The organism is Niallia nealsonii, assembly GCF_002835805.1.
Lineage (GTDB): Bacteria > Bacillota > Bacilli > Bacillales > Cytobacillaceae > Niallia > Niallia nealsonii.
The window spans coordinates 48,661-71,769 of the sequence record NZ_PISE01000003.1; the positions used below are offsets into that span (position 1 = coordinate 48,661).

Annotated in this window: 21 protein-coding genes; 13 read left to right on the forward strand and 8 right to left on the reverse strand. The window is 33.8% G+C overall.

Translation table 11 applies throughout. The features are described 5' to 3' along the window. The first annotated feature begins 18 nt into the window (after positions 1–18). The 7 genes from CWS01_RS00780 (at position 19) to CWS01_RS00810 (ending at position 8,914) form a co-directional block, all read left to right on the forward strand. On the forward strand, positions 19–1,302 hold the full coding sequence (locus tag CWS01_RS00780; protein WP_101175133.1) for a methyl-accepting chemotaxis protein: 1,284 nt from the start codon (positions 19–21) through the stop codon (positions 1,300–1,302). A gap of 213 nt (positions 1,303–1,515) precedes the next feature. Next, positions 1,516–1,743: a FeoA family protein gene (locus tag CWS01_RS00785; protein ID WP_101175134.1), complete on the forward strand. Its 228-nt coding sequence runs from the start codon at positions 1,516–1,518 to the stop codon at positions 1,741–1,743. Continuing rightward, positions 1,744–3,738: a ferrous iron transport protein B gene (feoB, locus tag CWS01_RS00790; protein ID WP_101175135.1), complete on the forward strand. Its 1,995-nt coding sequence runs from the start codon at positions 1,744–1,746 to the stop codon at positions 3,736–3,738. Positions 3,739–3,753: 15 nt separating this feature from the next. Next, a complete protein-coding gene (locus CWS01_RS00795) occupies positions 3,754–3,894 on the forward strand; it encodes a FeoB-associated Cys-rich membrane protein (RefSeq protein WP_101175136.1) in 141 nt (46 codons plus the stop codon). A 319-nt stretch (positions 3,895–4,213) separates the two neighbouring features. Beyond that, a complete protein-coding gene (locus CWS01_RS00800; protein WP_101175137.1) occupies positions 4,214–4,675 on the forward strand; it encodes a helix-turn-helix transcriptional regulator in 462 nt (153 codons plus the stop codon). A gap of 469 nt (positions 4,676–5,144) precedes the next feature. After that, positions 5,145–6,902 carry an ABC transporter ATP-binding protein gene (locus CWS01_RS00805; protein ID WP_101175138.1) on the forward strand — a complete coding sequence of 586 codons (1,758 nt, stop codon included), beginning with the start codon at positions 5,145–5,147 and terminating at the stop codon, positions 6,900–6,902. Then, positions 6,899–8,914 (forward strand): ABC transporter ATP-binding protein, encoded by a 2,016-nt coding sequence (locus tag CWS01_RS00810; RefSeq protein ID WP_101175139.1) that lies wholly within the window; start codon positions 6,899–6,901, stop codon positions 8,912–8,914. Before CWS01_RS00805 ends, CWS01_RS00810 begins: the two co-directional genes overlap by 4 nt. A 106-nt stretch (positions 8,915–9,020) precedes the next feature. On the opposite strand, the gene CWS01_RS00815 is transcribed toward CWS01_RS00810, so the two are convergent. Further along, a complete protein-coding gene (locus CWS01_RS00815) occupies positions 9,021–9,848 on the reverse strand; it encodes an alpha/beta hydrolase (protein WP_157827512.1) in 828 nt (275 codons plus the stop codon). A 154-nt stretch (positions 9,849–10,002) separates the two neighbouring features. Here CWS01_RS00815 and CWS01_RS00820 point away from each other — a divergent pair, with 154 nt between their 5' ends. From CWS01_RS00820 to CWS01_RS00840, 5 genes are all read left to right on the forward strand, one after another. Next, the gene (locus tag CWS01_RS00820) at positions 10,003–11,619 is read left to right on the forward strand and encodes an AraC family transcriptional regulator (protein WP_101175141.1); all 1,617 of its coding nucleotides are present in this window, start codon (positions 10,003–10,005) and stop codon (positions 11,617–11,619) included. A 104-nt stretch (positions 11,620–11,723) separates the two neighbouring features. After that, positions 11,724–12,677 (forward strand): ABC transporter substrate-binding protein, encoded by a 954-nt coding sequence (locus CWS01_RS00825; RefSeq protein ID WP_101175142.1) that lies wholly within the window; start codon positions 11,724–11,726, stop codon positions 12,675–12,677. Between the two features lie 336 nt (positions 12,678–13,013). Further along, positions 13,014–14,036, forward strand: coding sequence for a FecCD family ABC transporter permease (locus CWS01_RS00830; protein WP_101175143.1), 1,023 nt, complete (start codon positions 13,014–13,016; stop codon positions 14,034–14,036). Next, a complete protein-coding gene (locus CWS01_RS00835; protein WP_101175144.1) occupies positions 14,014–15,036 on the forward strand; it encodes a FecCD family ABC transporter permease in 1,023 nt (340 codons plus the stop codon). The genes CWS01_RS00830 and CWS01_RS00835 overlap by 23 nt, the downstream gene beginning before the upstream one ends. Positions 15,037–15,062: 26 nt before the next feature. Further along, a complete protein-coding gene (locus tag CWS01_RS00840) occupies positions 15,063–15,806 on the forward strand; it encodes an alpha/beta hydrolase (protein ID WP_101175145.1) in 744 nt (247 codons plus the stop codon). Positions 15,807–15,861: 55 nt separating this feature from the next. Here CWS01_RS00840 and CWS01_RS00845 read toward each other — a convergent pair whose 3' ends face one another. Then, positions 15,862–16,077, reverse strand: a complete 216-nt coding sequence (locus CWS01_RS00845; RefSeq protein WP_101175146.1) for an alpha/beta-type small acid-soluble spore protein — start codon at positions 16,075–16,077, stop codon at positions 15,862–15,864. Positions 16,078–16,448: 371 nt separating this feature from the next. Here CWS01_RS00845 and CWS01_RS00850 point away from each other — a divergent pair, with 371 nt between their 5' ends. Continuing rightward, a complete protein-coding gene (locus tag CWS01_RS00850; RefSeq protein ID WP_101175147.1) occupies positions 16,449–16,691 on the forward strand; it encodes a hypothetical protein in 243 nt (80 codons plus the stop codon). Between the two features lie 98 nt (positions 16,692–16,789). Here CWS01_RS00850 and CWS01_RS00855 read toward each other — a convergent pair whose 3' ends face one another. The 6 genes from CWS01_RS00855 to CWS01_RS00875 form a co-directional block, all read right to left on the reverse strand. Further along, on the reverse strand, positions 16,790–17,887 hold the full coding sequence (locus tag CWS01_RS00855; RefSeq protein ID WP_101175148.1) for an ABC transporter ATP-binding protein: 1,098 nt from the start codon (positions 17,885–17,887) through the stop codon (positions 16,790–16,792). Between the two features lie 309 nt (positions 17,888–18,196). Further along, complete coding sequence (locus CWS01_RS00860; RefSeq protein ID WP_101175149.1) at positions 18,197–18,823, reverse strand: metal-dependent hydrolase; 627 nt, start codon at positions 18,821–18,823, stop codon at positions 18,197–18,199. A 193-nt stretch (positions 18,824–19,016) separates the two neighbouring features. After that, positions 19,017–19,919 carry a PucR family transcriptional regulator gene (locus CWS01_RS00865; protein ID WP_101175150.1) on the reverse strand — a complete coding sequence of 301 codons (903 nt, stop codon included), beginning with the start codon at positions 19,917–19,919 and terminating at the stop codon, positions 19,017–19,019. A gap of 419 nt (positions 19,920–20,338) precedes the next feature. Then, a complete protein-coding gene (locus CWS01_RS22585; RefSeq protein WP_168714347.1) occupies positions 20,339–20,512 on the reverse strand; it encodes a hypothetical protein in 174 nt (57 codons plus the stop codon). A 45-nt stretch (positions 20,513–20,557) separates the two neighbouring features. Further along, complete coding sequence (locus CWS01_RS00870; protein WP_157827513.1) at positions 20,558–21,745, reverse strand: YheC/YheD family endospore coat-associated protein; 1,188 nt, start codon at positions 21,743–21,745, stop codon at positions 20,558–20,560. Next, positions 21,729–23,108: a YheC/YheD family endospore coat-associated protein gene (locus CWS01_RS00875; RefSeq protein ID WP_101175152.1), complete on the reverse strand. Its 1,380-nt coding sequence runs from the start codon at positions 23,106–23,108 to the stop codon at positions 21,729–21,731. The genes CWS01_RS00870 and CWS01_RS00875 overlap by 17 nt, the downstream gene beginning before the upstream one ends. Position 23,109: the final 1 nt, after the last annotated feature.

Sequence of the window (23,109 nt, forward strand, 5' to 3'; positions counted from 1 at the left end):
AGAAGGGAGAAGCAACTCATGAAAAAGAGAAATGGTTTGTTTTTTAAGCTAATGTTTATAGTCAGTGTTTTGATTATTATCACATCATTAATTAGTGGAGCAATTACTTATTATTTTGTTACAGCTACAGAGGGAATAAATTCAGATCAAATTCCATTAATACTTATTTCGACTTCTATTGTCATTACATTGATAAGCGGAATTATATTTTATTTCTTAATAAAAAAGAAGTTCAGCGCATTAAAAGCATTAAATAAGCGTTTTATTGAAGTGGCAAATGGAGATTTAACAAAGGAATTTATTTATGATAAAAAAGATGAAATTGGCCAGTTAAGCAATTCCTTTCATAAAATGAAAGAGCAATTGGGAGCTGTACTTTCAAATACAAAAGAAATTAGTCAGAACATACTTGAATATTCGTCTGAATTATCTGCTGTTTCGGAAGAGACTTCGGCAAGTTCAGAGGAAATAGGTCGAGCGATGAGTGAGATTGCTAAGGGAGCAGTAGAACAAGCCGCGGAACTAGATGAAGTAAACCGGGAAATGGGACGGCTAAATTATTCTATTCAAACAATGGATGAAAAAAATACAATCATTAAGCAAGCAACTCAGCAATCAGAAAAAGCAACAGAAAAAGGCAAAAATATGATTGCCCAATTAAAAAAATCCAATGAGCAAGCCAAACAAGCTACAGATCATGTTAGCATAGGGATTTCAAATTTATATACAAAAATTTTAGATATCTCAAAAATTACCGTAACAATTAACAGCATTTCTGAACAAACCAATTTGTTGGCATTAAACGCGAGCATTGAGGCTGCAAGAGCAGGAGAACATGGCAAAGGATTTGCAGTAGTGGCAAGTGAAGTCAGAAAGCTTGCAGAGGGCACTGGAGAAGCTACTAAACAAATTCAAGAAATGATTTTCAGCATAGAAAAAGAAACAGAGAAAACAGTGCAAGCACTATTTGAAACAACCACACAAGCAGAAGAATTAAATAATGCTGTAACAGGTACTGAAAATGAATTTACTTCTATTGCCGTTGCTGTTCAAGCTATAATAGAAGCGGTGAATGAATTAAATAAAGAGTTAAAAGAAGTAGTAGAACAAAATAGTCATATGCTAGAGTCCATCTCTAGTATAACTACTGTTTCAGAATCAGCAGCAGCTGCAGTAGAAGAGGTTTCATCATCAAGTGATGAGCAAATATCAGCCATTATGAATGTAACAAAAGCGGCAGAAGAAATGACACAAAGCAGTGAACAATTAACTGATATGCTAAAAAACTACAAAATAAAGTAAAAAATTCATGCCTTTTTCTATCAAGTAGACTGAAGCTCGTCTGCAATAGAGAAAGGCATGAATTTTTTGCGTATTTCTTTCTGAGGTAAAAAAGAAAATTCTCAGAATTGTCAATATTTATCCCTGTTACCTAATTGAGTCATCTTCTCTTTCTTGTTATAACTATAAATAAGAATAAGGATAATCATTCTCAATTAAAAGGAGGAAAACAAAGTGGGGAAGGAAAAATTGCGAGTTGGTGAAAAAATAAAAATTAATAGTTTGGCAAAAGTAAATGAACTTGTCAGAAGGAGACTGCTGGATTTTGGTATTACGGAAGGATCTGTTGTTTTGGTAGAAAATAAAATGCCATTTAGTGGTCCCTATATTCTAGAATTTAAAGGAACAAAAATTGGCCTGCGAAGAAGAGAGGCGCTGCAAATGGAAGTGGAGATTCAATAGATGGAAATAGCATTATTAGGAAATCCTAATACAGGAAAAACCTCTTTATTTAATCATTTAACAGGTTCTTATGAGTATGTTGGAAACTGGAGCGGTGTAACCATTGAGAAAAAAGTTGGTGTATTTAAAAATAAAAAAGCCAATTTAGTAGATTTGCCTGGTGCTTATTCCTTAAATCCATTATCAGCGGATGAAGCGGTTGTTACAGAGTATCTTTTGCAGGATGAATTTGAAAAAATAGTCAATATTGTGGATGCATCACAATTGCGCAGAAATTTATTGTTAACTCTTCAGCTTATTGAATACGAAAAGCCCGTCGTCATTGGATTAAATATGATGGATGTAGCAACAGGCTATGGGAAAAAAATCAAAATTGAAGCGCTGTTAAATATGTTAGGATGCCCTGTTGTGGCTATTAGTGCAAGAAAAGGGGAGGGATGTACAGTACTTGCCGATGCTGTAACAAACCATACAAACACTAGCCTATTAAAAGTGGATTATGGCAAGATGATAGAGCAATATATTTGTGAAATGAGTTCATTAGTGAACCAAAAAACCAATCTATCTGCTCGTTGGCTAACCTTGCAGCTGATAGAAGGAAATGCCAGTGTCCTTAAGCATCTGCATTCATTGGCAGGAAAAATGGAAGTGGATGATTTCCTTAAAAGGATAGAAGCAGCTGCTAACAAAATTGGCAAAGAGGCTGCACAGCTAGTATTTGAAGCAAGAAGAAATGTAGTAGAAGATATTCTAGCTAGTGCAGAAATAATGGAAGAAATGAATAAAGAAGTGCTCACAAATAAAGTGGATCGCATGGTTACAAATAAGTATTTAGGATTACCGATATTTATGCTGCTTATGTACTTTATGTTTATGCTTACATTCGATTGGTTTGGTTCAAAATTATCTGATTTAGTGGACAGATTTATTACAGGCTTTTTTACCAATATAATTAGTACCGCATTAGGAGCATTAAATGTTTCTCCTTTTATAGAAACACTAGTTATGGATGGGATAATTGCTGGAGTCGGCGGCGTGCTCGTTTTTGTTCCACAAATATTTATTTTGTTCTTCTGCTTATCTTTTTTAGAGGATTCTGGATATATGTCGAGAGTGGCATTAGTAGTAGACAAATTGATGGAGAAATCAGGATTAAATGGAAAAGCTGTAATTCCAATGATTATTGGCTTTGGCTGCAATGTTCCAGGGGTCATGGCTGCAAGAACAATTGAAACAAAAAGAGAAAGATTGTTAACGATTATTTTATTGCCATTTATGTCTTGTTCTGCACGTTTTCCCGTTTATGCTTTATTTATAGGAGCCTTTTTTGCCAAAAATGGAGCACTTATTGTATTATCCATATACTTATTAAGCATATTTCTTGTTTTAATCCTGGCAAAGCTTCTTTCTGCCACCATTTTAAAAGGGGAGAAGTCTTTATTTATTATCGAACTTCCTCCATATAGAATGCCAAGCATTAAAATTTTATGGAAAAGCACATGGGATAAAGGAAAAGGCTTTTTGAAAAAGGCAGGAACATTTATTTTTGCAGGATCCGTTGTCATCTGGCTTTTAACTTATTTTGGTCCAGCAGGCATGAATGTAGAAATGGATAATAGTTATTTAGCTTCTATTGGAGAGCTCATTTCTCCACTATTAAAACCTTTAGGCTTTGGTACATGGCAGGCTGGTGCCTCCTTACTTACTGGATTTCTCGCCAAAGAAGCAGTTGTTTCGGCAATGAACATTATTTATGCAGTTCCTAATATCCATTCTTTGCAGCATTTAATGAGTGAAGTATATACTCCATTAGCTTCCTATAGTTTTATGGTGTTTATTCTATTGTATATTCCCTGTCTTGCTACTTTGGCAACAATTTATAAGGAGACAGCTTCGAAAAAATGGTCTGCTTTTTCTATAGTATATTCCTTGATGCTCGCATATGGAATTTCATTCATTATTTATCAAGTGGGGCGATTGTTTGGACTAACGTAAAAAGGGGGATGATTTATGATAATTAGTATAATACTTGGAGCCTTGATCTTTTTTTACACAAGTTATTCATTATTTCGTTTTATTCAAAAATCTAAGCAAGGAAAATGCGCCAGCTGTTCAATTAGTAAATTATGTGAAAAAAAGCTGCTCATTTAATTGAAAAATAGAAAAAGGGCTACATACAATGAATCATTATTGTGCGTAGCCCTTTTTCTTTGCAGTGATGGAAGAAGGTGGGATAGTAGAGGGATTTGTCAAAAAATAGCTATTTCTAAAAAACTGCAACAAAGTACGGAAAAAAGGCAGCAAAGATAAAAGCAAATGCAGCAATCGGAAAAATGTTCTCTGATTAAGGAGGATTGATGTTAATGGATTCAGCAGAAAAATAAGCATTCAAATTGAATTATATTTTGTGAAGGCTTATAATGTTAGAAAAAGTGTAAAATTACACATAACTAATAAAGGAATGAACAGATTGACTAGAGAAGAAATTATTATCAAAATATCAGAAAAAATGAGATTAATTCGTACAGAGGCGGGTTATACACAAGACAAAATGGCAGAAGTTATTGGTATATCCAAAAAGACACTTGTTCAAATAGAAAAAGGCAGAGTATATGCAGGCTGGTCAACAGTAGTAGCAGTATGCGCTCTTTTTAGAGAAACGGAAACAGTGCGCCATTTTTTTGGCGATGAACCGTTAGAAGTACTGGAAACTATTGCACATGATGGGATGGATTATCGCAAAGAAAAAACAATGGGCGGAAAAGTATGGTGGCGTGAGATAGAAGGCAGAAATAGATACATATTGCAGCAAAATATCATTAGCCAGCATTTTCGAATTATCGATGAGGATCATTTTCGAATTTTCAGCAGTTTTAATGAAGGAGAAGCTAAGGAAAGATTTTTTGAAATAACAAAAGATATGGAAAGATAAGGTTACATACTTAGAGAAATAGCCGCTATTTTGTCGGAATTTTTGCAATTGACTTCATAAAAGAAGAATGGTAATCTTTAGCTATATTAGAAAATTATTATACTGAATGGAGGGGTTAGAATGTTTCGATTAATTAATAAGAAATTAAAACAATTGAATATTTTTGTAACCCCTCCATCTGTCTAGATAAGATAGCTATGTAAATAAGCAAGCTTTATTTTTTCTTTGAGAAAAACTTAAACTGGACAAATGAAGGTTACATTTATTTGTAACAGATGCATTTGTTTCGAAGGATAGGCCGCATTGTTGCGGTCTATTTTTTTATTTATTGAGAAAATGGTAATTTCGCCCTTTTTAATAGCTGGTGACGAAGGAGGAGGAATATGTAAATGATTAGATGCAATAAACCAAAAGGAATGACAAAAAAGGATTTAAAAAGTGGATAGTAAAGATTGATTAGGAGGCTAATATGTTTTCGATATTATTTAAATTAAAGTGGTTTTTTAAAGAACATAAAAAAAGATATTTGATTGCTGTTGTTTTATTGCTTTTTATAGGAGTAGTGGAAATTATTCCGCCACAGCTGCTAGGAATGTTTATAGATGAAATAAACGTGGGAACACTTACAGCAGCAAAAGCTGTTTATTATATCCTTGCTGTTATTGGCATTACTTTATTTACTTACTATGTTACTTATACCTGGATGTACCAATTATTTGGCGGAGCTTTTCTTTTAGAAAGAAAATTAAGAAGTAATTTTTTTGGTCATTTGCTGAAAATGACACCTACTTTCTATGAAAAGAATCGAACCGGAGATTTAATGGCAAGAGCAACAAATGATCTCCGTGCCATTTCTACTACAGCAGGATTTGGGATTTTAACATTAATTGACTCTACAGCCTTTATGCTTACCATTATTGCAACTATGTGCATATTAGTAAGTTGGAAGTTGACATTGGCCGCTATTTTGCCGCTACCAATTATGGCATTGATTATGCAAGTGTATGGGAATAAAATTCATAAGCGATTTACAGAAGCACAAGATGCATTTGGTGAATTGAATGACAGTGTCTTACAGTCTGTCGCTGGAGTTCGTGTAGTTCGCGCCTATGTATTAGAGAAGGAAGAAGAGAAACAATTTCATCAATTAACAAATGATGTTTTTAATAAAAATATAGCAGTAGCAAAGATTGATTCTTTATTTGAGCCAACTGTTCGCATCTTGGTGGGATTAAGCTATTTAATTGGATTAGGCTATGGTTCTTTTTTAGTCTTTAAGCAGGAAATTTCCATAGGGCAGCTAGTTACCTTCAATGTCTATTTGGGTATGATTGTATGGCCTATGTTTGCTATCGGAGAGTTAATGAACATTATGCAAAGAGGAAACGCTTCATTGGATAGAGTTCAGGAAACATTAAATTATCAAGCTGATGTAGCAAATGCCCCTATATTAAAAAATATAATAAAACCAGAGAATATTGAATTTGAAAATGTCGTATTCCGCTACCCTTCTTCTTCTGCTGACAATTTACACAATATAAATTTGAAGATAAAACAAGGGGAAACAATTGGTGTAGTAGGGAAAACAGGCAGCGGCAAAACTACGTTTGTTAAACAGCTGCTAAGAGAGTATCCGGCTGGTTCAGGAAATATACGTATTAATGGGGTAGAGATAGAAGATCAGTCTTTAGAGCGAGTAAGGGAATGGATTGGCTATGTTCCTCAAGATCATGTATTATTTTCAAAATCCATCAAAGAAAATATACTATTTGGCAATGAACATGCAAACGAACAAGATTTAGAAAAGGCTATAGAATTAGCTTCATTTAAGCAGGATCTTAATATGCTGCCAAATAAATTGGCTACATTAGTTGGGGAAAAGGGTGTTGCCCTTTCTGGTGGACAAAAGCAGCGAATTTCCATCGCAAGAGCCCTTATCAGAAACCCAGAAATACTGATACTAGATGATTCACTATCAGCAGTTGATGCGAAAACGGAAAAAAATATTATTGAAAATATAAAAAATGAAAGAAAGGGGAAAACAGCCATCATCACAACACACCGAATGACTGCTGTTCAACACGCAGACCAAATTATTGTTTTAGATGATGGTCAGATTATAGAACATGGAACACATGCTGAACTGATGCAGAAAAATGGGTGGTATAAAAAGCAATTTACCACACAGCAAATGGAAGCATCTACAGAAATGGAGGTGCAGGCATGAGTACAGGAAAACGTTTATTTCATTATGGTCTAACCTTAAGAAAAACGATTATTGCAGCCTTAATTATGTTGACTATTGCAGTTGCTGCTGATTTAATGGGACCGTTCATTGCAAAAAAAGTCATTGATGATCATGTATCAGGCATTGAAACAACTTGGTATGAAACAAATTCGCCTTCCACCAGTTCTGTTTTATATAAAGGAAAGGAATATGTAAAAGAAAAGGAATTAGCAAAATCAGAAACGGAAAATGCTTCTGCAAAAATTATGCAAGTGCAAAGACAATTTCTTTTTATAAAAGAAGATATTGCTTTTGATGGAAAAAAATCTTATGCAAATGGACAATTAACAATTACAGATGGAGAAAAAATAGCCGAGTATCCTGCAGAGAAATTAACGAAAACAGAGGTATTTTCCTTTTATAAACCAGAAATTCCAGGGATTATAAAACTGTTGGTAATATACTTTGCATTGGTTATTGTAGCAGCAGGTTTTCAATATGGCCAGCATTTTTATTTGCAAAAATCTGCAAATAAAGTAATTCAAAAGATGAGAGAAGAGGTATTTGCTCAAATTCAGCGCCTGCCCATTAAATATTTTGATAATCTGCCAGCAGGCAAGGTCGTAGCAAGAGTCACAAATGATACAGAAGCAATTAGAGATCTGTATGTGACAGTACTTTCTAACTTTTTCTCAAGTACTATCTATATAGCAGGTATTTATGTAGCTCTATTTATCCTAAATGTGAAACTCGCATTTATCTGTTTATTTTTAATTCCAATTTTGTTCTTATGGATTAAATTGTATCGGAAATTTGCCAGCCGATATAACCAAGTCATAAGAGCAAGAAATAGCGATATTAATGGAGTAATAAATGAATCCATACAAGGAATGAATATTATCCAAGCATTTGGAAAAGAGAAACAGACAAAGCATGAGTTTGAGGCATTAAATGAAGAGCATTTCCGCTATCAGAATAAGATGCTGAATTTAAATAGTTTAACATCCCATAATCTGGTGAATGTTTTGCGAAATGTTGTATTTGTTGCATTTATCTGGTATGTGGCAGGGCAATCCTTAAATACCTCAACGGCTATTACATTAGGGGTTTTATATGCCTTTGTTGATTATATCAATCGACTTTTTCATCCAATTGTCGGTATTGTTAATCAACTAGCAAATTTGGAGCAGGCTCTTGTTGCAGCAGATCGTGTTTTTGAATTAATGGATAAAGAAGGAATAGATGTGGAAGAAAAGAAAATGGAACGCTATAAAGGAAATGTTAAATTTGAACATGTTTATTTTGCTTATAAAGAAAAGGAATATGTGCTAAAAGATATAACCTTTGAAGCAAAACAAGGGGAAACGATAGCGCTAGTAGGACACACAGGATCAGGAAAAAGCTCCATCTTAAATCTATTGTTTCGTTACTATGATATAGAGTCAGGGAACATAACGATTGATGGGATTAATATAAAAGAGATGTCAAGACAGGATTTGCGCAATCATATGGGGATTGTTTTACAAGATCCATTTCTCTTTAAAGGGACCATTGCTTCCAATGTAACATTAAATAATCCATCTATTACTCAAGAGAAAATGGAGAAAGCTCTAAAAGGTGTAGGTGCAGATCGGGTATTAAAAAATTTAGAGCATGGCTATAATGAACCAGTAATTGAAAAGGGGAGCACATTATCCAGCGGACAAAGACAGCTTATCTCTTTTGCAAGAGCACTAGCCTTCGATCCAGCCATTTTAGTGTTAGATGAAGCAACGAGCAGCATTGATACAGAAACAGAGCAGATTATTCAACATGCCATGGAAGTGCTGAAAAAAGGAAGAACTACTTTTATCATTGCACACCGCTTATCAACTATTCGGAATGCAAATCAAATTATTGTATTAGATCATGGAATGATTGTAGAAAAAGGAACACATGATGAGCTGATGCAGCAAAAGGGAAAATATTATCAAATGTATGAGCTGCAAAAAGGAAAGCTTGGAGTGGAGTAATAGACTAATTTAGAAGAAGGGCATCCGATCAGCACATTTTTAAGCTATTGGATGCTCTTTTCTATTTGCTTTTTACATGTAGGAGTAAGAAGTCTATCTATTGGAACTATATGGATTTATCATTTATAAAAGCAATGCATTTATTTATTAAAGGCAAAAGAACGGTGATGTGGTTTTCATTTTGGAATTCATAGAAGGTTGTTTCTAGAATTTCTCCATCGTATGCTTGCATTTCGGAGGCAAGCATATTTGCTTTTTCATGCATATTAGAAAAATGATTTTTTTCTAATTCACCCATTGTGATTAGGAGTTTTATTTTTTCTTTTTTATCAGATAAGCTTTTAAGAAATTGTTGCTTTTTTTCGAATAATATAGTTTCATTCCAGTGAATAGAAGGACTGCTTGCAATATAGTACTGAAATGCATCAGGCTTTAGAAAAAGACAAAAAAGCACAAACAATCCCCCTAAGGAATGTCCTAAAAGAGATTGTTTATTAGGATTAACCTTAAATTTTTGCTCAATAAAGGGTTTCACTTCATTGACTATAAAAGAGAGGAATTTTTGACCCCCGCCATGTGGGGGCCATTGTGTTCCTAGTGGATGTTTAGGCAGATTTTCTTGAAAAGAGTCAAAGGTAAAATCATAGTATCTTGCCTGATCATAGGGTTCATCTGAATCATAGCCGATTCCAACTATAATAGAAGGGTGTAATCCTGTAATTGTCGCTCGTCGGCATTGAAGGCGCATATTCTCTGTTAAGGTTGCAAAGTTGGCATTAGCATCCAGCAAATACAATACGGGAAATCCGTCAGGAGGAATTTCACAGGTTGGAATACTAATAAGCAAATGATATTTTCGTTTTTCTATGGATGAATAAATAAGATACTTTTCTGTATTATTTATAGAAAATGGAATTTCTATCGGGTGAATCATGTGAATGCCTCCAAACATTTTGGACTATTGTTTATTTTTATAAAGTGAAAAGTTGGTTATTAATCTTGAAAAGGAAGGTCCTTTTAAGCTATATTAGTGATAATGATTATCAACATCATTTAATATTCTAATAAAAAACTGTGGAGATAACAAGATGAATAATCTGTTCGTACAAAATAATTGGACTGATATATTGTTAGATATGGAAAAAATAAAAAAAAGCAATAAAAGAAAAAATGATCATATTATTACAAAGTATTTTGAGCTTGTTTTTATAAAAGAGGGCAAGGGAGATATTACAATCGATGGGAAAACCTATATATTCAATAAAAATAATATAGTATTTATTCCTCCTGAAAAGATTTACAGCCTAGCATTTACAGAAAATAGTTCTGTAGATTATTATCAACTTTCTTTTCATATTTATAAAAAAGAACCAGTAACAAATAAAGCTTTTTTAATAGATAAAAAAACTTTAAGTTATTTGCCAATTAAGATGCTCTATGAAGAAAATGAAATAATACCATTAGTAGAGGAGCTATATGCAATATTTACAAAAAAGGATGAAATGAGTGTTTTTTTGCAGAGAGCATTGCTTGAGAGAATATTTTTTAACCTTCTAAAATACAGCAAGCCTAAATCCAAAAAAGACACAAGGATGGCAATTGAAGAAACTAGAGAATACATAGATAAATATTTTGATAAAAAAATTACAATAGATTCATTGGCACAAAAAGCAGATCTCAGTGCAAAATACTATTCAGAAGTTTTTAAAAAGGAATATGGGATTGGTGTCATCGAGTATCTTACTTCTGTTCGTTTAAATAAAGCAAAAGAGCTTTTAATTAAAACGGAAAAAAATATATGCACAATAGCTAAGATAGTGGGATATTCTGATGAATTTTATCTGAGCAGAAAGTTTAAACAAAGTGTTGGCATCTCTCCATCGTTATATAGAAAAAAAAGAAAATTTAAAATAGCATCATATGATTTTAGCACAACAGGACATTTAATTGCATTAAATATTGTGCCCTTTGCAGCCCCTTTGCACCCAAAATGGACTTCTTCTTATTATCAAAATTATAGCAGTGATATAATCGTGCATCTTAATGCATTTCGAAAACATACAAACTGGGAAGAAAATATTGCTAAATTAAAAGAGGCAGACCCAGATATAATAATGGCTGCAGATGAAATCAGCGAGAAGGAAAAGTCTGCATTAGAAAAAATTGCTCCATTATTTTTGTATTCGCAAACGATAAAAAATTGGCGTGAGCAACTAATAGAAATTGCAGTTTTTTTAAAGATGGAAAAAGAGGCAGCTGATTGGCTAAAAGATTATGACACTTATGCTGAAGTGTCTGCCAAAGAGCTAAAAAGAAGGGTAGGAAATGATACTTTTTTAATTGTGAGTGTATATAAAAACTCTATCTTTTTGAATCGTTCCAAAACAATGCTGGAGGTTTTTTATGGAGATTTAAGGATTACCCCTCCTCAATCTGAAGATCAAATGAAATATAATGAACAGATTACAATGGAGGAACTGATTGCACTAAATCCTAATCATTTATTTGTCAACATTAGACAAGATACGGAAACACTGGAGTATTGGAAGGAAATTATAAACATGCCTTTATGGAATACATTAGAAGCAGTGCAGAGAAATAAAGTATATCTAATTTCTTCTGATCCATGGAAGGAATACTCTGCAAGCGCTCATTTAAGAGTGATTTCTTATACTAAGGCCTTATTATCAGGAAATAGTACATAAATATTAATGGATATCGTCCATGGATAAGAAAAGTTTTATCTTGTATAATTCTAATTGATAAAGGTTATCACTATCAATTAGAAAATAAACAGGGGAGAAAAGATATGAAGAAATTATTGGGAGTTATAATCACAGCAATGTTATTAGTGCTCGCAGCTTGCGGTAGTAAGGAATCAAGTACTGTAGAAGATAATGGAGCAAAAAAAGAAACAAAAACTGAGATGCAAACAATTACTTATTTAGATAAAGAGTATAAATTGCCAGCAAATATTAAGACGATTGTCACAGCTAGTCAAGAGGCAATGGAAGATGCAGCTGTACTTGACGTAAAACCTGCCGGAGCACTTGCAACAGCTGGAGAATTTCCTGCTTATTTAGGAGAGTACATGTCTGAGGCAGAGGATATTGGCGATAAGTTTCAGCCAAATACAGAAACGCTCCTGCAGATAAAGCCTGATGTTATCCTTGGTACAAGCAAGTTTAAGCCAGAGGTTGTAAAAAATTTAAACAAAGTAGCAACAATGATTCCAGTTTCTCATATATCGGTCAACTGGAAAGAAAATCTACTGCTAATGGGGAATATCACGGATAAACAAGAGCAGGCAGAGGAAATAATAGCAACGTATGAAAAAGACGCAAAGGAACTTAAAGAACAATTGTCTACAAAGCTTTCAAATCAAAAAGTGATAATGATCCGCATTAGGGCTGGAAATATATATATTTATCCTGAATCCGTTTATTTTAATCCAGTGTTTTATCAAGATCTTGGATTAACTGTTCCAAATGAAATAAAAGCAGCAAAAGCACAAGAAATGATTTCGTTAGAAAAACTTGCAGAGATAAATCCAGATTATCTATTTGTCCAGTTTGAGAAATCAGAAAATACGGAGAATGAGAATGCTTTAAAGGAATATGAAAATAATGCAATATGGAATAGCATGAAAGCTGTGAAAAACGCAAAAGTTTATACAAATGCAATTGATCCAATGGCAGCTGGTGGAACGGCATGGAGTAAAACTAATTTCTTAGCTGTTTTACAAGAAAAACTGGGAGAATAATACATCAACAGTGGAGCTTGATAAAAATCAGCTCCACTATTGTATTGATTCACATTATTATTAACCAAACCGTACATTACTTAAAATAAAAGGCTGTTTTCTAAAAGATTGTTGTTTTTCGAATAGTTTCCATGAGCAAATCCATTATTAAAACAGGTTGATTGGAGTGAAAGGTGTGAGACTCCGCAAGGCCACAGCCTGAGGAGACTCACCGCCCGCCCCTCAGAAAGCGAGCATCCCTTCACTGCAATCACCCTACTCCTTTAAAAGCAACAAAGTTTACGAAAACAGCCAAATAAAAAGAGGAACGGAATGAAAATAAAGGTGACATGATTAATGGACAGAAAAAGTTTAGCACGATATATCATTATTTTTTCTTCGCCAGTAGTTATTTTATTTACGATAGTTGTTTCCATTTGTTTAGGATCAACAGATATACAACTTAAAGAAGTGTATCATGCTATTTTTTCATTTGATCCAGAAAATGTACAACAAACAATTGTAAGAACCTCTCGTTTGCCAAGGGCAGTAGGTTCCTTATTAATTGGAGTGTTATTAGCAATATCAGGGGCACTAATGCAAGGGATGACAAGAAATTATCTTGCTTCTCCTTCCATTATGGGAGTATCAGATGGTGCAGCATTTGTTATCACAATAGCTTTGATAACTTTGCCTCATTTATCATCATTGGAAATGCTTCTGCTGTCATTTATTGGGTCAATTATCGGCATTGCATTGGTGTTTGGATTGGCAGCATGTATAAGAAATGGTTTTTCTCCTGTAAGGCTTGCAATAATAGGGACTGTAATAGGCACATTTTTAAGCAGTCTTTCCCAAGCATTAGCATCTTATTACCAAGTATCTCAAACGATGAGTTTCTGGTATAATGCAAGGCTTCATCAGATTAACAGTGAATTATTGTTGTATTCTTTTCCTATTGCATGTGTTGGAATGATAATGGCTCTATTATTGGCGAAATCTATTACCATTCTTTCATTAGGAAAGGAGACAGCGACAGGTCTCGGACAAAAAACATGGCTTATTCAAATTGTAGCCATTATTTCTGTAGGACTAATGACTGGTGTTGGAGTAGCTTTGGCTGGAAAGATTGCTTTTGTTGGTTTGATTATTCCACATATTGTGAGGTTTTTAGTAGGAGTTGATTATAAATGGGTTATTCCATGCTCTGGAATAATTGGAGGGGTATTTTTAGTAGTTTGTGATGTTATCAGCCGATTTGTCCATTATCCGTTTGAAACGCCAATAGGAGTAGTAACGACATTGGTTGGCATTCCATTCTTTCTTTATTTAATAAAAAAGAAAGGAGGGGAGCAGCATCGAACAGAACGGGCTTATTAAATATATTTTTCTATTAATCAGTATATCTCTAATTGTTTTATCCCTTGCTTATTTTAGTATGACGAATGGAGTATACCCTATAACCTTTCAAGAGTTTTATCATAGTATTTTTCGCATAAGCCTTCATGAAGATATTGATTTGCTCTTATTTGATTTTCGTTTGCCAAGAGTTATACTTGCTATGATTATTGGCTTTGGTTTGGGCATTTCTGGATCGGTATTGCAGGGAATTACAAAAAATGGACTAGCTGATCCTGGAATCTTAGGCATTAATAGCGGAGCAGGTGCGGCAATTGTTATCTATATGTTCTTTTTTCAAGAGAGTATAAGCGATGATAGCATAACTGCAATTATGATGATGCCAATGGCTGGACTTGTTGGAGGATTATTGGCTGCTTTTATTATCTTTTTTATTGCAGCAGATTCTAATCGTTTAGATGCACAAAGATTATTGCTGACTGGTATTGCGATTAGTTCAGGGTTTGGGGCATTATCCCTTTATCTTTCTTTAAAGATGAAATCACAGGATTTTGAGATGGCAACCATTTGGCTAAATGGCAGCATTTATAGTGCCAATTGGCTGTTTATTTTATCCATTCTTCCTTGGTTTATTCTTATTATCCCATTGATTATAAAAAAGGCATATATTCTTGATTTATTTACATTGCAAGAAGAAGTACTGAAGGGGTTGGGAGTGAAAGTTGAAAAGGAAAAATGGATTCTATTGCTTTCTAGTGTAGCAATAGTAAGCGCATGTGTTTCTGTTGCTGGAAATATTGGTTTTATTGGTTTAATTGGTCCACATATAGCGAAGCTGCTTATAGGAAAAAAACATCGCTACTCTTTAATTATTTGTGGAATGATAGGTATGCTATTAATGGTAGCAGCAGATTATATCAGCCGCACGATTGTAGCCCCGGCTGAACTATCTATTGGGATTATTCTAAGTATAATAGGTGTTCCTTATTTTGTTTATTTGCTGATAAAAGCGAAAGTATAACGCATCTGGAAAGGAAGATACAATAAATGGAAGGAGAGTTAAAAACTTATTATATTGTTGATAGAGAAGTTATTATCTATTTGCCGCCTACATACAAAGCGGAAATTAAGAGCTATCCAGTAGTTTATATTCATGATGGCAGCTATTTGTTTAAAGATTCTTTAATACAGTTAGAGGCAATGTTTAGCAATCATCGACTAAAGGAAATGATATTAGTTGGCATAGAGCCTCATAATCGGCTGGATGAATATACACCGTGGAAAGCTTCAGCGTTAGATGCAAGACTCCCTGATTTTAACGGACAAGGGGCAATTTATTTAAAAGTTGTAATAGATGAGATAAAGATGTTTATTGATAAGCATTTTTTTACCAATCCCACTGCTCATTCAACAGGAATGATAGGAGCATCTTTAGGGGGACTAATTTCATTTTATAGTTTATATTGTTATCCAGATAAAATGGATAAAATCGCTTTGTTGTCCCCTTCGTTATGGTATAAAGATTTTATGCAATTTTTAAAAATCACACCAATGCCATCTATTTCAAATAAAAAAATTTATTTATATGTTGGAGAAAAAGAGGGAAAAGACAAAACAAATATTCAGCAATTTATGGTTGAAAATAATAAACATGCAAATGAATTATTAAAAAATGCAGGGTTAATGGATAATCAGTTGAAATTTGAGCTAGGGAAAAATGCCAAACATAATAAAGAAACTTTCAAAAAACAGTTTTTACATGCATTAGAGTGGCTATTTCAGAAGGAATAAAAATAGCAGCCCCCAAAAAACTTTGGGGGCTAAAGCCATTATATAAAATTAAGTTTTAAGCTTGAGTTCCGCCTAGTTGTTTTTCAGCCAGTTGTACAAGGCGTTTTGTAATTTCTCCACCAACAGATCCGTTAGCGCGAGCAGTTGTTTCTGCACCTAAAGATACACCAAATTCACTAGCGATTTCGTATTTCATTTGATCTAGTGCTTGAGCTACACCTGGTACTAATAGTTGATTTGAGGAATTGCCTCTACTTGATGAATTAGTCATTATGTTCCATCTCCTCATAAAAAATTTTTTTGGTTGGGTTAGCTGGAATCGCACCAACATATAAGTAACCTTATTGCCACTTGGCTTAACCCATTGAATTTTTTAATTGGTATTTGCTGCTTGTACTAATAGTATGGATAGTTGCTATTTTGTTATTCGTTTTAAATAGAAGGTAATTTATTCCTTATATTTATTAAATATTTGTGTCATTACATCGATTTATTTGTAAGAAAATTGATATAAATAGAATAGATTTTTATTTGGAACAAAAAATAGGGAATAAAATGATCAATCTTTACTTCTTTTTAGCTTATCTATAAGTATTAAATAATCTTTTTAAATGAAATAAAAATAATCATTAGAGGTGGATAATGACTACTATTTGCCCGGTTTGTAATGGATGGCAGGAACTTTCCTCTGTTTGTTCCCACTGTAAAAAATATGTTGAGGATAAAGGAAGAATAATGGACTATTATGATGATTACAGTGCATATATGCCAATTGATCAAATGAAGATGGAGGATGGTTATCAAGATTTTCAGGAGCATTTATGCCCACATTTAGTAGTATGTGAAAGTTGCGGAAATGAAGAGATAGCATTTGTCCAAGAATAAAGAGCATATAAAAAAGTTCAAGTCTGCCCAAATCTTTTATAGATAGTGGGGAAACTTGAACTTTTTTGTCTTTACAGTCAGCAGTGGCTGATAGAATATTAGCGAATTCTGCTTTCTGTATCCTTATCAAAGAAATGAGCTTTATTCATATCAAAAGCAAGCTGTACAGCGGATCCTGCTGAAAGATTGGCTCTTGAATCAAGTCTAGCAACAAATTCTTTGTTTGCTAAAGTAGAGTAGATTAAGCTTTCTGCACCAGTTAATTCAAAGACATCTACTTTTGCATTAAATGCTGTATCCTCAGAGGATTCAATAAAGACTAGCTCATCATGGATATCTTCCGGTCTAATGCCGAAAATCACTTCTTTGCCGATATAGCCCTGTTCTTTTAATGTTTTCAATTTTCCATCAGGAATAGTGAAAGAAGTATTTCCAATATTAAGTGTATTGCCAACAATTTTTCCATCGAAGAAGTTCATTGCAGGTGATCCAATGAAACCGCCAACAAAAACATTTTCTGGTTTTTCATATACTTCTTTAGGTGCACCTACTTGCTGAATGATGCCGTCTTTCATGACAACTAAACGAGTTGCCATTGTCATTGCTTCTGTTTGGTCATGTGTAACATAGATAGTAGTAGTTTGTAATCTTTGATGCAGTTTAGAAATTTCTGCACGCATTTGTACACGCAATTTAGCGTCTAAGTTGGATAATGGCTCATCCATTAAGAATACTTTCGCATCACGAACAATTGCACGACCTAGTGCAACCCTTTGGCGCTGACCACCTGATAACGCTTTTGGTTTTCTTTTTAAATATTCTTCTAGACCAAGAATTTTTGCTGCATTTTGTACACGCTCATCTATTTCTGTTTTTGGAAACTTACGAAGTTTTAAGCCAAAAGCCATATTATCATATACAGTCATATGCGGATATAATGCATAGTTTTGGAATACCATTGCAATATCACGATCTTTAGGTGCTACATCATTAACACGAACATTGTCAATTAAGAAATCACCTTTTGAAATATCTTCTAATCCAGCAATCATTCGAAGTGTAGTTGATTTTCCACAGCCAGAAGGTCCAACGAATACGATAAATTCTTTATCTTCAATATGGAGATTAAAGTCTTTTACTGCTGTTACTTTCTCATCATAGATTTTGTAAATATTATTTAAAACTAATTCTGCCATTTTTTGTTCCTCCTCTGTTTTGTATATATATAATGTAACATCGTTGATAACGTTTTCATATTGACGAAATGCATAAAAAAAACAACCTATATTTGAGCATTTTGCATAAGCGCTTTCATTTATAAAGAAAAGGTGCTCAATTGATTTATTTTTTAAAGTTTAGGTGCATTTTTTTAATAGTTTGGTTCATTTTTCGGGGAGATAGCTATTTTTCGACAAAATTCATTGTTTTTCAACTTGATCTTTTCTCTCTGAAAAAAAGCTGCGAACAATGACATTTCATTGTTCGCAGCTTTTTTCGGGATACATTCACAGATCTTTGGAAGAAAAAGGTAAAAAAAGTTTAACTCCACGTTTATTAACAGGAAGAAAACGAGAATCACAAATAATATGGCTAATATATGCTAATAAACAAGTATAGTATGCCCCTTCAATTTGGGTAGATTGTTCAAATTGCAGAGAGATAATACTGTAAAATAAAATGCCGATAATAGAGTGTGTATAGCTTCTATGAGCGATAAGAGAAGAAATAATAATAAAAATCCCTAAAAGCAGAAGCCAATTTTCTTGCAGTGAAATACCCCCTACTAATACAGCAGCCCCTGTAATTGTCAGCATATGCTTTTTTTTGATGAAAAGGGAAAGGAGCAAGATAGAGGCCCCAATCGCAGCACCATATATTTGTTCTTGCGAAGTGCCATTTAAAAAGCTGTACAATATCATTAAGATGCCAATAATTTGTGTAACGGTACGGAAGACTTTATGAGATATAGTTATTCTATTGCGGAGCGTGCCATCTATATCCATATCAGGCATTAATCCAGAAATGCCTCCTAAGCCTACTAATAAAATGGTTGTTGCAGGAGTAGCCTGATAATAGTTTGCTACAACAAAACCAGTTGCTGCTCCGACTATTGCATGTGATGTGCCTTTCAAGTTGAATCTCCTATTCTTTATTGTTTACGAAAACGCAGTTTGTTCTTCCATTAATTAATAGATGACGAACTTATGTTTCCTTTTATTATAGTCGAATTTTTTTGATTGGAAAAGCTTTTTCCATAGGTAGAGGAGAGAAAAGAGGAAGACGCTTTCTTTTAATAGGCTAGTGAAAAAAGAAAGCGTGTTATGTTTAATTTTTTCCATTGCTGTATAGTAAACATGCCAGATAGACAGTTAATAAACTATTCTGCTCCCGCAAGTGAAATCCTGTTTTTTCTGAGAATTTATCTAAACGGTACTGCAATGTGTTGCGGTGGATAAATAGTTGTTTAGCCGTATTTGTACTATGTCCATTATTCTCTATAAACGTTTGGATCGTTAGCAGAAGTTCTTTATCTTCTGAAAAGATGGAAAACGAATGCTTAAAGAGGGCTAATTCATCATCAGATAATCGTTGAATAAATAAATAGGGCAAAACTTTTTCGAAGGTTAATACCCGCTGAGATGGAATAGTATGTAGGCCATTAGAAAAAATAATTCGTTCCTTTGCAAATAATGATGGTGTTTCCTCATTTAATTTCAATTCTTTTCCGATAAAAAAAGTTGCAGTAAAATAAAGATCTGTTTGTACTGCTCGTGCAAAGGAATCATACTCCTCTTCTGGAAGAAACTGCTGATTTCTTTCGACTATTAGTCCCTCATGTTCATTTTTCCATATCAGCAGACTTCCTGAAGGAATAAATCCTCTGAAGGCAGCTTCTATTTGTCTTTTTTCTAATGCTTGTCCGTTTATACGAAATTGGATAATTCGAATAATACTGGTTTCTGTGTCTGTTTTTGGAATTTTATCATGAAAATATAAAAATTGGCTCCAACGCAATTCTTTTTGTGCATTATTTTCCTCTGGCAAAAATAAGTCGAACAAGTTTTTGAGCAAATCAAGCTGTTCATCTTGAATTTCATCTTTCGGGATTCCAAACCAGCCTTCTTGTTCATCTAGCTTAAACCAATAAAAAAGATCGAGCTGTGAAGTAGTAGGAGGAGATGTCTGCTGAATAGAATGATGAAAGTATGAGAGTAATTTATTCTTCATAGTAACCTCCCTCAAATAAATAAAAAGGCTGTTTTCGTAAACTTTATTGCTTTTTAAGGAGTAGGCTGATTGCAGTGAAGGGATGCTCGCTTTCCGTGGGGCGGGCGGTGAGCCTCCGCAGGCCGCGCCTGCGGGGTCTCACCTGTCTCGCATCTTTCACTCCAATCCACCTATTTTAACCATGGGTTTACTCATTGAAACTATCTGAAAAACAACAATCTTTTAGAAAACAGCCAATAAAAAATACTAATTATATACAATCTGTGGTGGAGATGAGAAAACTAAAGAAGATTGAAGACTTTTATCAGAATTTTTTCAACGTATAATCTCATTTTATAATACAAAGAAACAGGGAGCAATAAAAAGAGAATCATGGGAAGATGCTAATAAATCATTCCCTGATTCTCACCATGTATATCTTATATATGATACGGGGGATCTTCTTTTTTAATGTCCCTTGCTTCTTCTATATTTGTTGCCTTTTCTCTGTTAATAACATGCCCACCGCCCATTCCTTCATTAATCATACGGTCTATATCTAAATAGGCATGCTCTCTTCCTTCATAGTTTAAATCCTTTTTCTGTTTGCTCAAAAGTTATCCCTCCTTTTTTCTTAGGATGGGATATAGAAGGGAATTTCATTCGGGAATATTGAAATTCCCTAGTTGGTAACAAAGTTTGGCAAGCTGTGTGCATCTTGCTTGCTCAATATCCAGTTCATCAAACAGCATGGGTTTGCTGTTAATTTCAAATAAATAATAGTTACCATAAATGTCAACACATGCATCAATAGAAAATTCCCCAAAAAAGCCAAGCTGATTGGATAAACAATCACCACAATACTTTACTAATGTATCTATAAAATGATCATGACTTTGTGTTCGTAAAGCATGGTAGGGAAGGAGCTGTCCGCCATTTGGAATATGTGTTGTTATTTCTTGAGAAACAGACTGTCTAATTCCAACACCCTTTAATACATATTTATCTTTATCATATAAAATTAATAGTCGAAAATCATAACGATGTCCATTATATTTGGCAGCTTCTATTGTTTTTTGAGCAATATAAGAAGGAGGATCGTTGGTTGAATTAAAATAATTCCAAAAATGTATGAAGGTAGAAAACTCTTTTGTTTCTTTGGGTGTTTTAGCAGTAATCGAATCATCTTGATTTATTTTTATATTTATAATTTTATTGCCTTTTTTTCCTTCCACTGGTTTGATATAAATATTTTTATGTTTTTTTAAAAAATCATAAAGAACATTTTGGTCTGTAATAAGCATGGTTGGTGGAAGAAATGGTTTTAACACAGGATGCTCTTTAAAAAAGGTATAAATCTCATATTTATTTAAAAATGAAGGGTTAAAAAAAGGAATATTTTTGTTGGCAAAGAACTGAACGGCATGTTGATAGGGCTTTTGTTTTTCTGTTTTCCGAAAAGGAATGCGATTATAGACAACGTGTGGAAGAGGAGATTTTACATGTATCCAGCGGTTCTCTTTGGGATCTAGCACAAATCCAGCTACCTCTGTTTCTGAAATATCTTCAGGGGCAAAGATGATGACTATTCCGCCTAGTTTAGTTAATTCTTTCTGGAGATTTATAAATAATGGACCATTTCCAGAAAGCTTGTTTTTTTTATTATACGAAACAAGGATTCCTATAATTGGTCCTATATTGTTTTTTGTTTGGCTAATCTGAAAAGCAATACAATCTGATGTAATAGAGGAAATAGTAGAAAGTTTTTCTTTATTGCTGCCAAATGTTAAATCAGTTTGATGGAGAGTGCTCCAACATTTAATTTTTCGGTTATAATAGATGTCCACGGGTGCTGCCCTCAAGTTTTTTTATGTTTTGTTCCATCAAATAAATGCTGTGTTCTAAAGAAAGTTTTCTTGTTAGAACATCGTATTTTTTTAAAGAAGGATATTTGAAAATGCTTCTTCCAGGTTTGGAATTTGCTTCAAACAGCCAAACTCTGCCTTTACGATCAATTCCAATATCAAATCCTATTTCACCAATAATTCCATTTATTTGTTTTTCTAGTGCCTTGCTGATTTTTAAAGAGGCATTTTTTAATTTCTGGAGCATCCCTTCTGTATCTGAGGAAATGGCAGTTAATTCTTCTACTGCTTTGATGGTGCCCCCTTTACTAAGATGAGTGGTTACACTGCCGCTCCCAGCAATTTTGGCGGCAATGGCGGTAACCTCCCACACCCCATTTTTATTTTTATTTGTATGAACACGAAAATCGATTGGTTTTTGCTCGAATCGAATTAAATGAATGCCTTGTTGGATAATAAAATTGTTCATATTCACTTTACTAAATGTGTGATTCATTAACGTTTCAAGTGTTTCAAACTTTTGCAGCCGTTTTTCTCCTTTTTCATCATTAAAACGGATATAATACATCTCTTCTTTTCTATCATATAATAATTGATAAATTCCCTTTCCTAAGCTTCCGTTTTTCGGCTTGATATATACATGCCCGAAATTACTTAGCATTCTTTCAACCAGTGAAAAAGAGGTGAATGCATGAGTTTCTGGCAAATAATCAGAAATGCTGTTTTCTTGAAGTAAACGTTCATATATATCTAATTTATTAAAGAATCCAGGGTTATACCAAGGAATGAGGAACTCCTGCTGCAGCCGTTTTTTTGTTCGTTGTATGCGAGGAAGATTTTCGCTTTTTCGGTTAGGGATACGGTCGTAAATCACATTTGGAAAGGGAATCTCTGCTACTTCCCATTGGCCTTTCTCATAAAAAAGTCCATTTATTGTTTCCTTTTCCCAATTAATATGCTGCTCGCCAAATAAAAAGGCAATGACTCCAGCTGTTTTTTGGACGGAAAGCAACTTGGAAAAAATAAGAGATCTTTCACCAATTGGTTTTACCTTTCCTGTATGAAAACCACATGTAAAGATTCCAACTAATGGTCCCAGGTAGAGTGTATCGGAATCAAAAAAAAGATGAATATTGGATGAGTCGTCTGGCAGCTGAAGGATACTTTTTAGATCGTTGCTAATGCTGATGATATTTTTGGCATTTTTTTGTTTTTTGATAATGGCCGCTGTTTTTTTTATACCAAATGAAACATGATGCAAAGGCAAAGCCACTTCACAAGATTCTGGGATAAAGATGGTGTTTTCTGGAGATGGTATATATTCAATTGGATAAAGTTTTTTCATT

Excerpts from the sequence above, each read along its gene's own strand:
- CWS01_RS00780 (WP_101175133.1), top strand. The coding sequence starts at position 19 with ATGAAAAAGAGAAATGGTTTGTTTTTTAAGCTAATGTTTATAGTCAGT.
- feoB (WP_101175135.1), top strand. The coding sequence starts at position 1,744 with ATGGAAATAGCATTATTAGGAAATCCTAATACAGGAAAAACCTCTTTA.
- CWS01_RS00795 (WP_101175136.1), top strand. The coding sequence starts at position 3,754 with ATGATAATTAGTATAATACTTGGAGCCTTGATCTTTTTTTACACAAGT.
- CWS01_RS00805 (WP_101175138.1), top strand. The coding sequence starts at position 5,145 with ATGTTTTCGATATTATTTAAATTAAAGTGGTTTTTTAAAGAACATAAA.
- CWS01_RS00810 (WP_101175139.1), top strand. The coding sequence starts at position 6,899 with ATGAGTACAGGAAAACGTTTATTTCATTATGGTCTAACCTTAAGAAAA.
- CWS01_RS00815 (WP_157827512.1), bottom strand. The coding sequence starts at position 9,848 with ATGATTCACCCGATAGAAATTCCATTTTCTATAAATAATACAGAAAAG.
- CWS01_RS00820 (WP_101175141.1), top strand. The coding sequence starts at position 10,003 with ATGAATAATCTGTTCGTACAAAATAATTGGACTGATATATTGTTAGAT.
- CWS01_RS00825 (WP_101175142.1), top strand. The coding sequence starts at position 11,724 with ATGAAGAAATTATTGGGAGTTATAATCACAGCAATGTTATTAGTGCTC.
- CWS01_RS00830 (WP_101175143.1), top strand. The coding sequence starts at position 13,014 with ATGGACAGAAAAAGTTTAGCACGATATATCATTATTTTTTCTTCGCCA.
- CWS01_RS00840 (WP_101175145.1), top strand. The coding sequence starts at position 15,063 with ATGGAAGGAGAGTTAAAAACTTATTATATTGTTGATAGAGAAGTTATT.
- CWS01_RS00845 (WP_101175146.1), bottom strand. The coding sequence starts at position 16,077 with ATGACTAATTCATCAAGTAGAGGCAATTCCTCAAATCAACTATTAGTA.
- CWS01_RS00850 (WP_101175147.1), top strand. The coding sequence starts at position 16,449 with ATGACTACTATTTGCCCGGTTTGTAATGGATGGCAGGAACTTTCCTCT.
- CWS01_RS00855 (WP_101175148.1), bottom strand. The coding sequence starts at position 17,887 with ATGGCAGAATTAGTTTTAAATAATATTTACAAAATCTATGATGAGAAA.
- CWS01_RS00865 (WP_101175150.1), bottom strand. The coding sequence starts at position 19,919 with ATGAAGAATAAATTACTCTCATACTTTCATCATTCTATTCAGCAGACA.
- CWS01_RS00875 (WP_101175152.1), bottom strand. The coding sequence starts at position 23,108 with ATGAAAAAACTTTATCCAATTGAATATATACCATCTCCAGAAAACACC.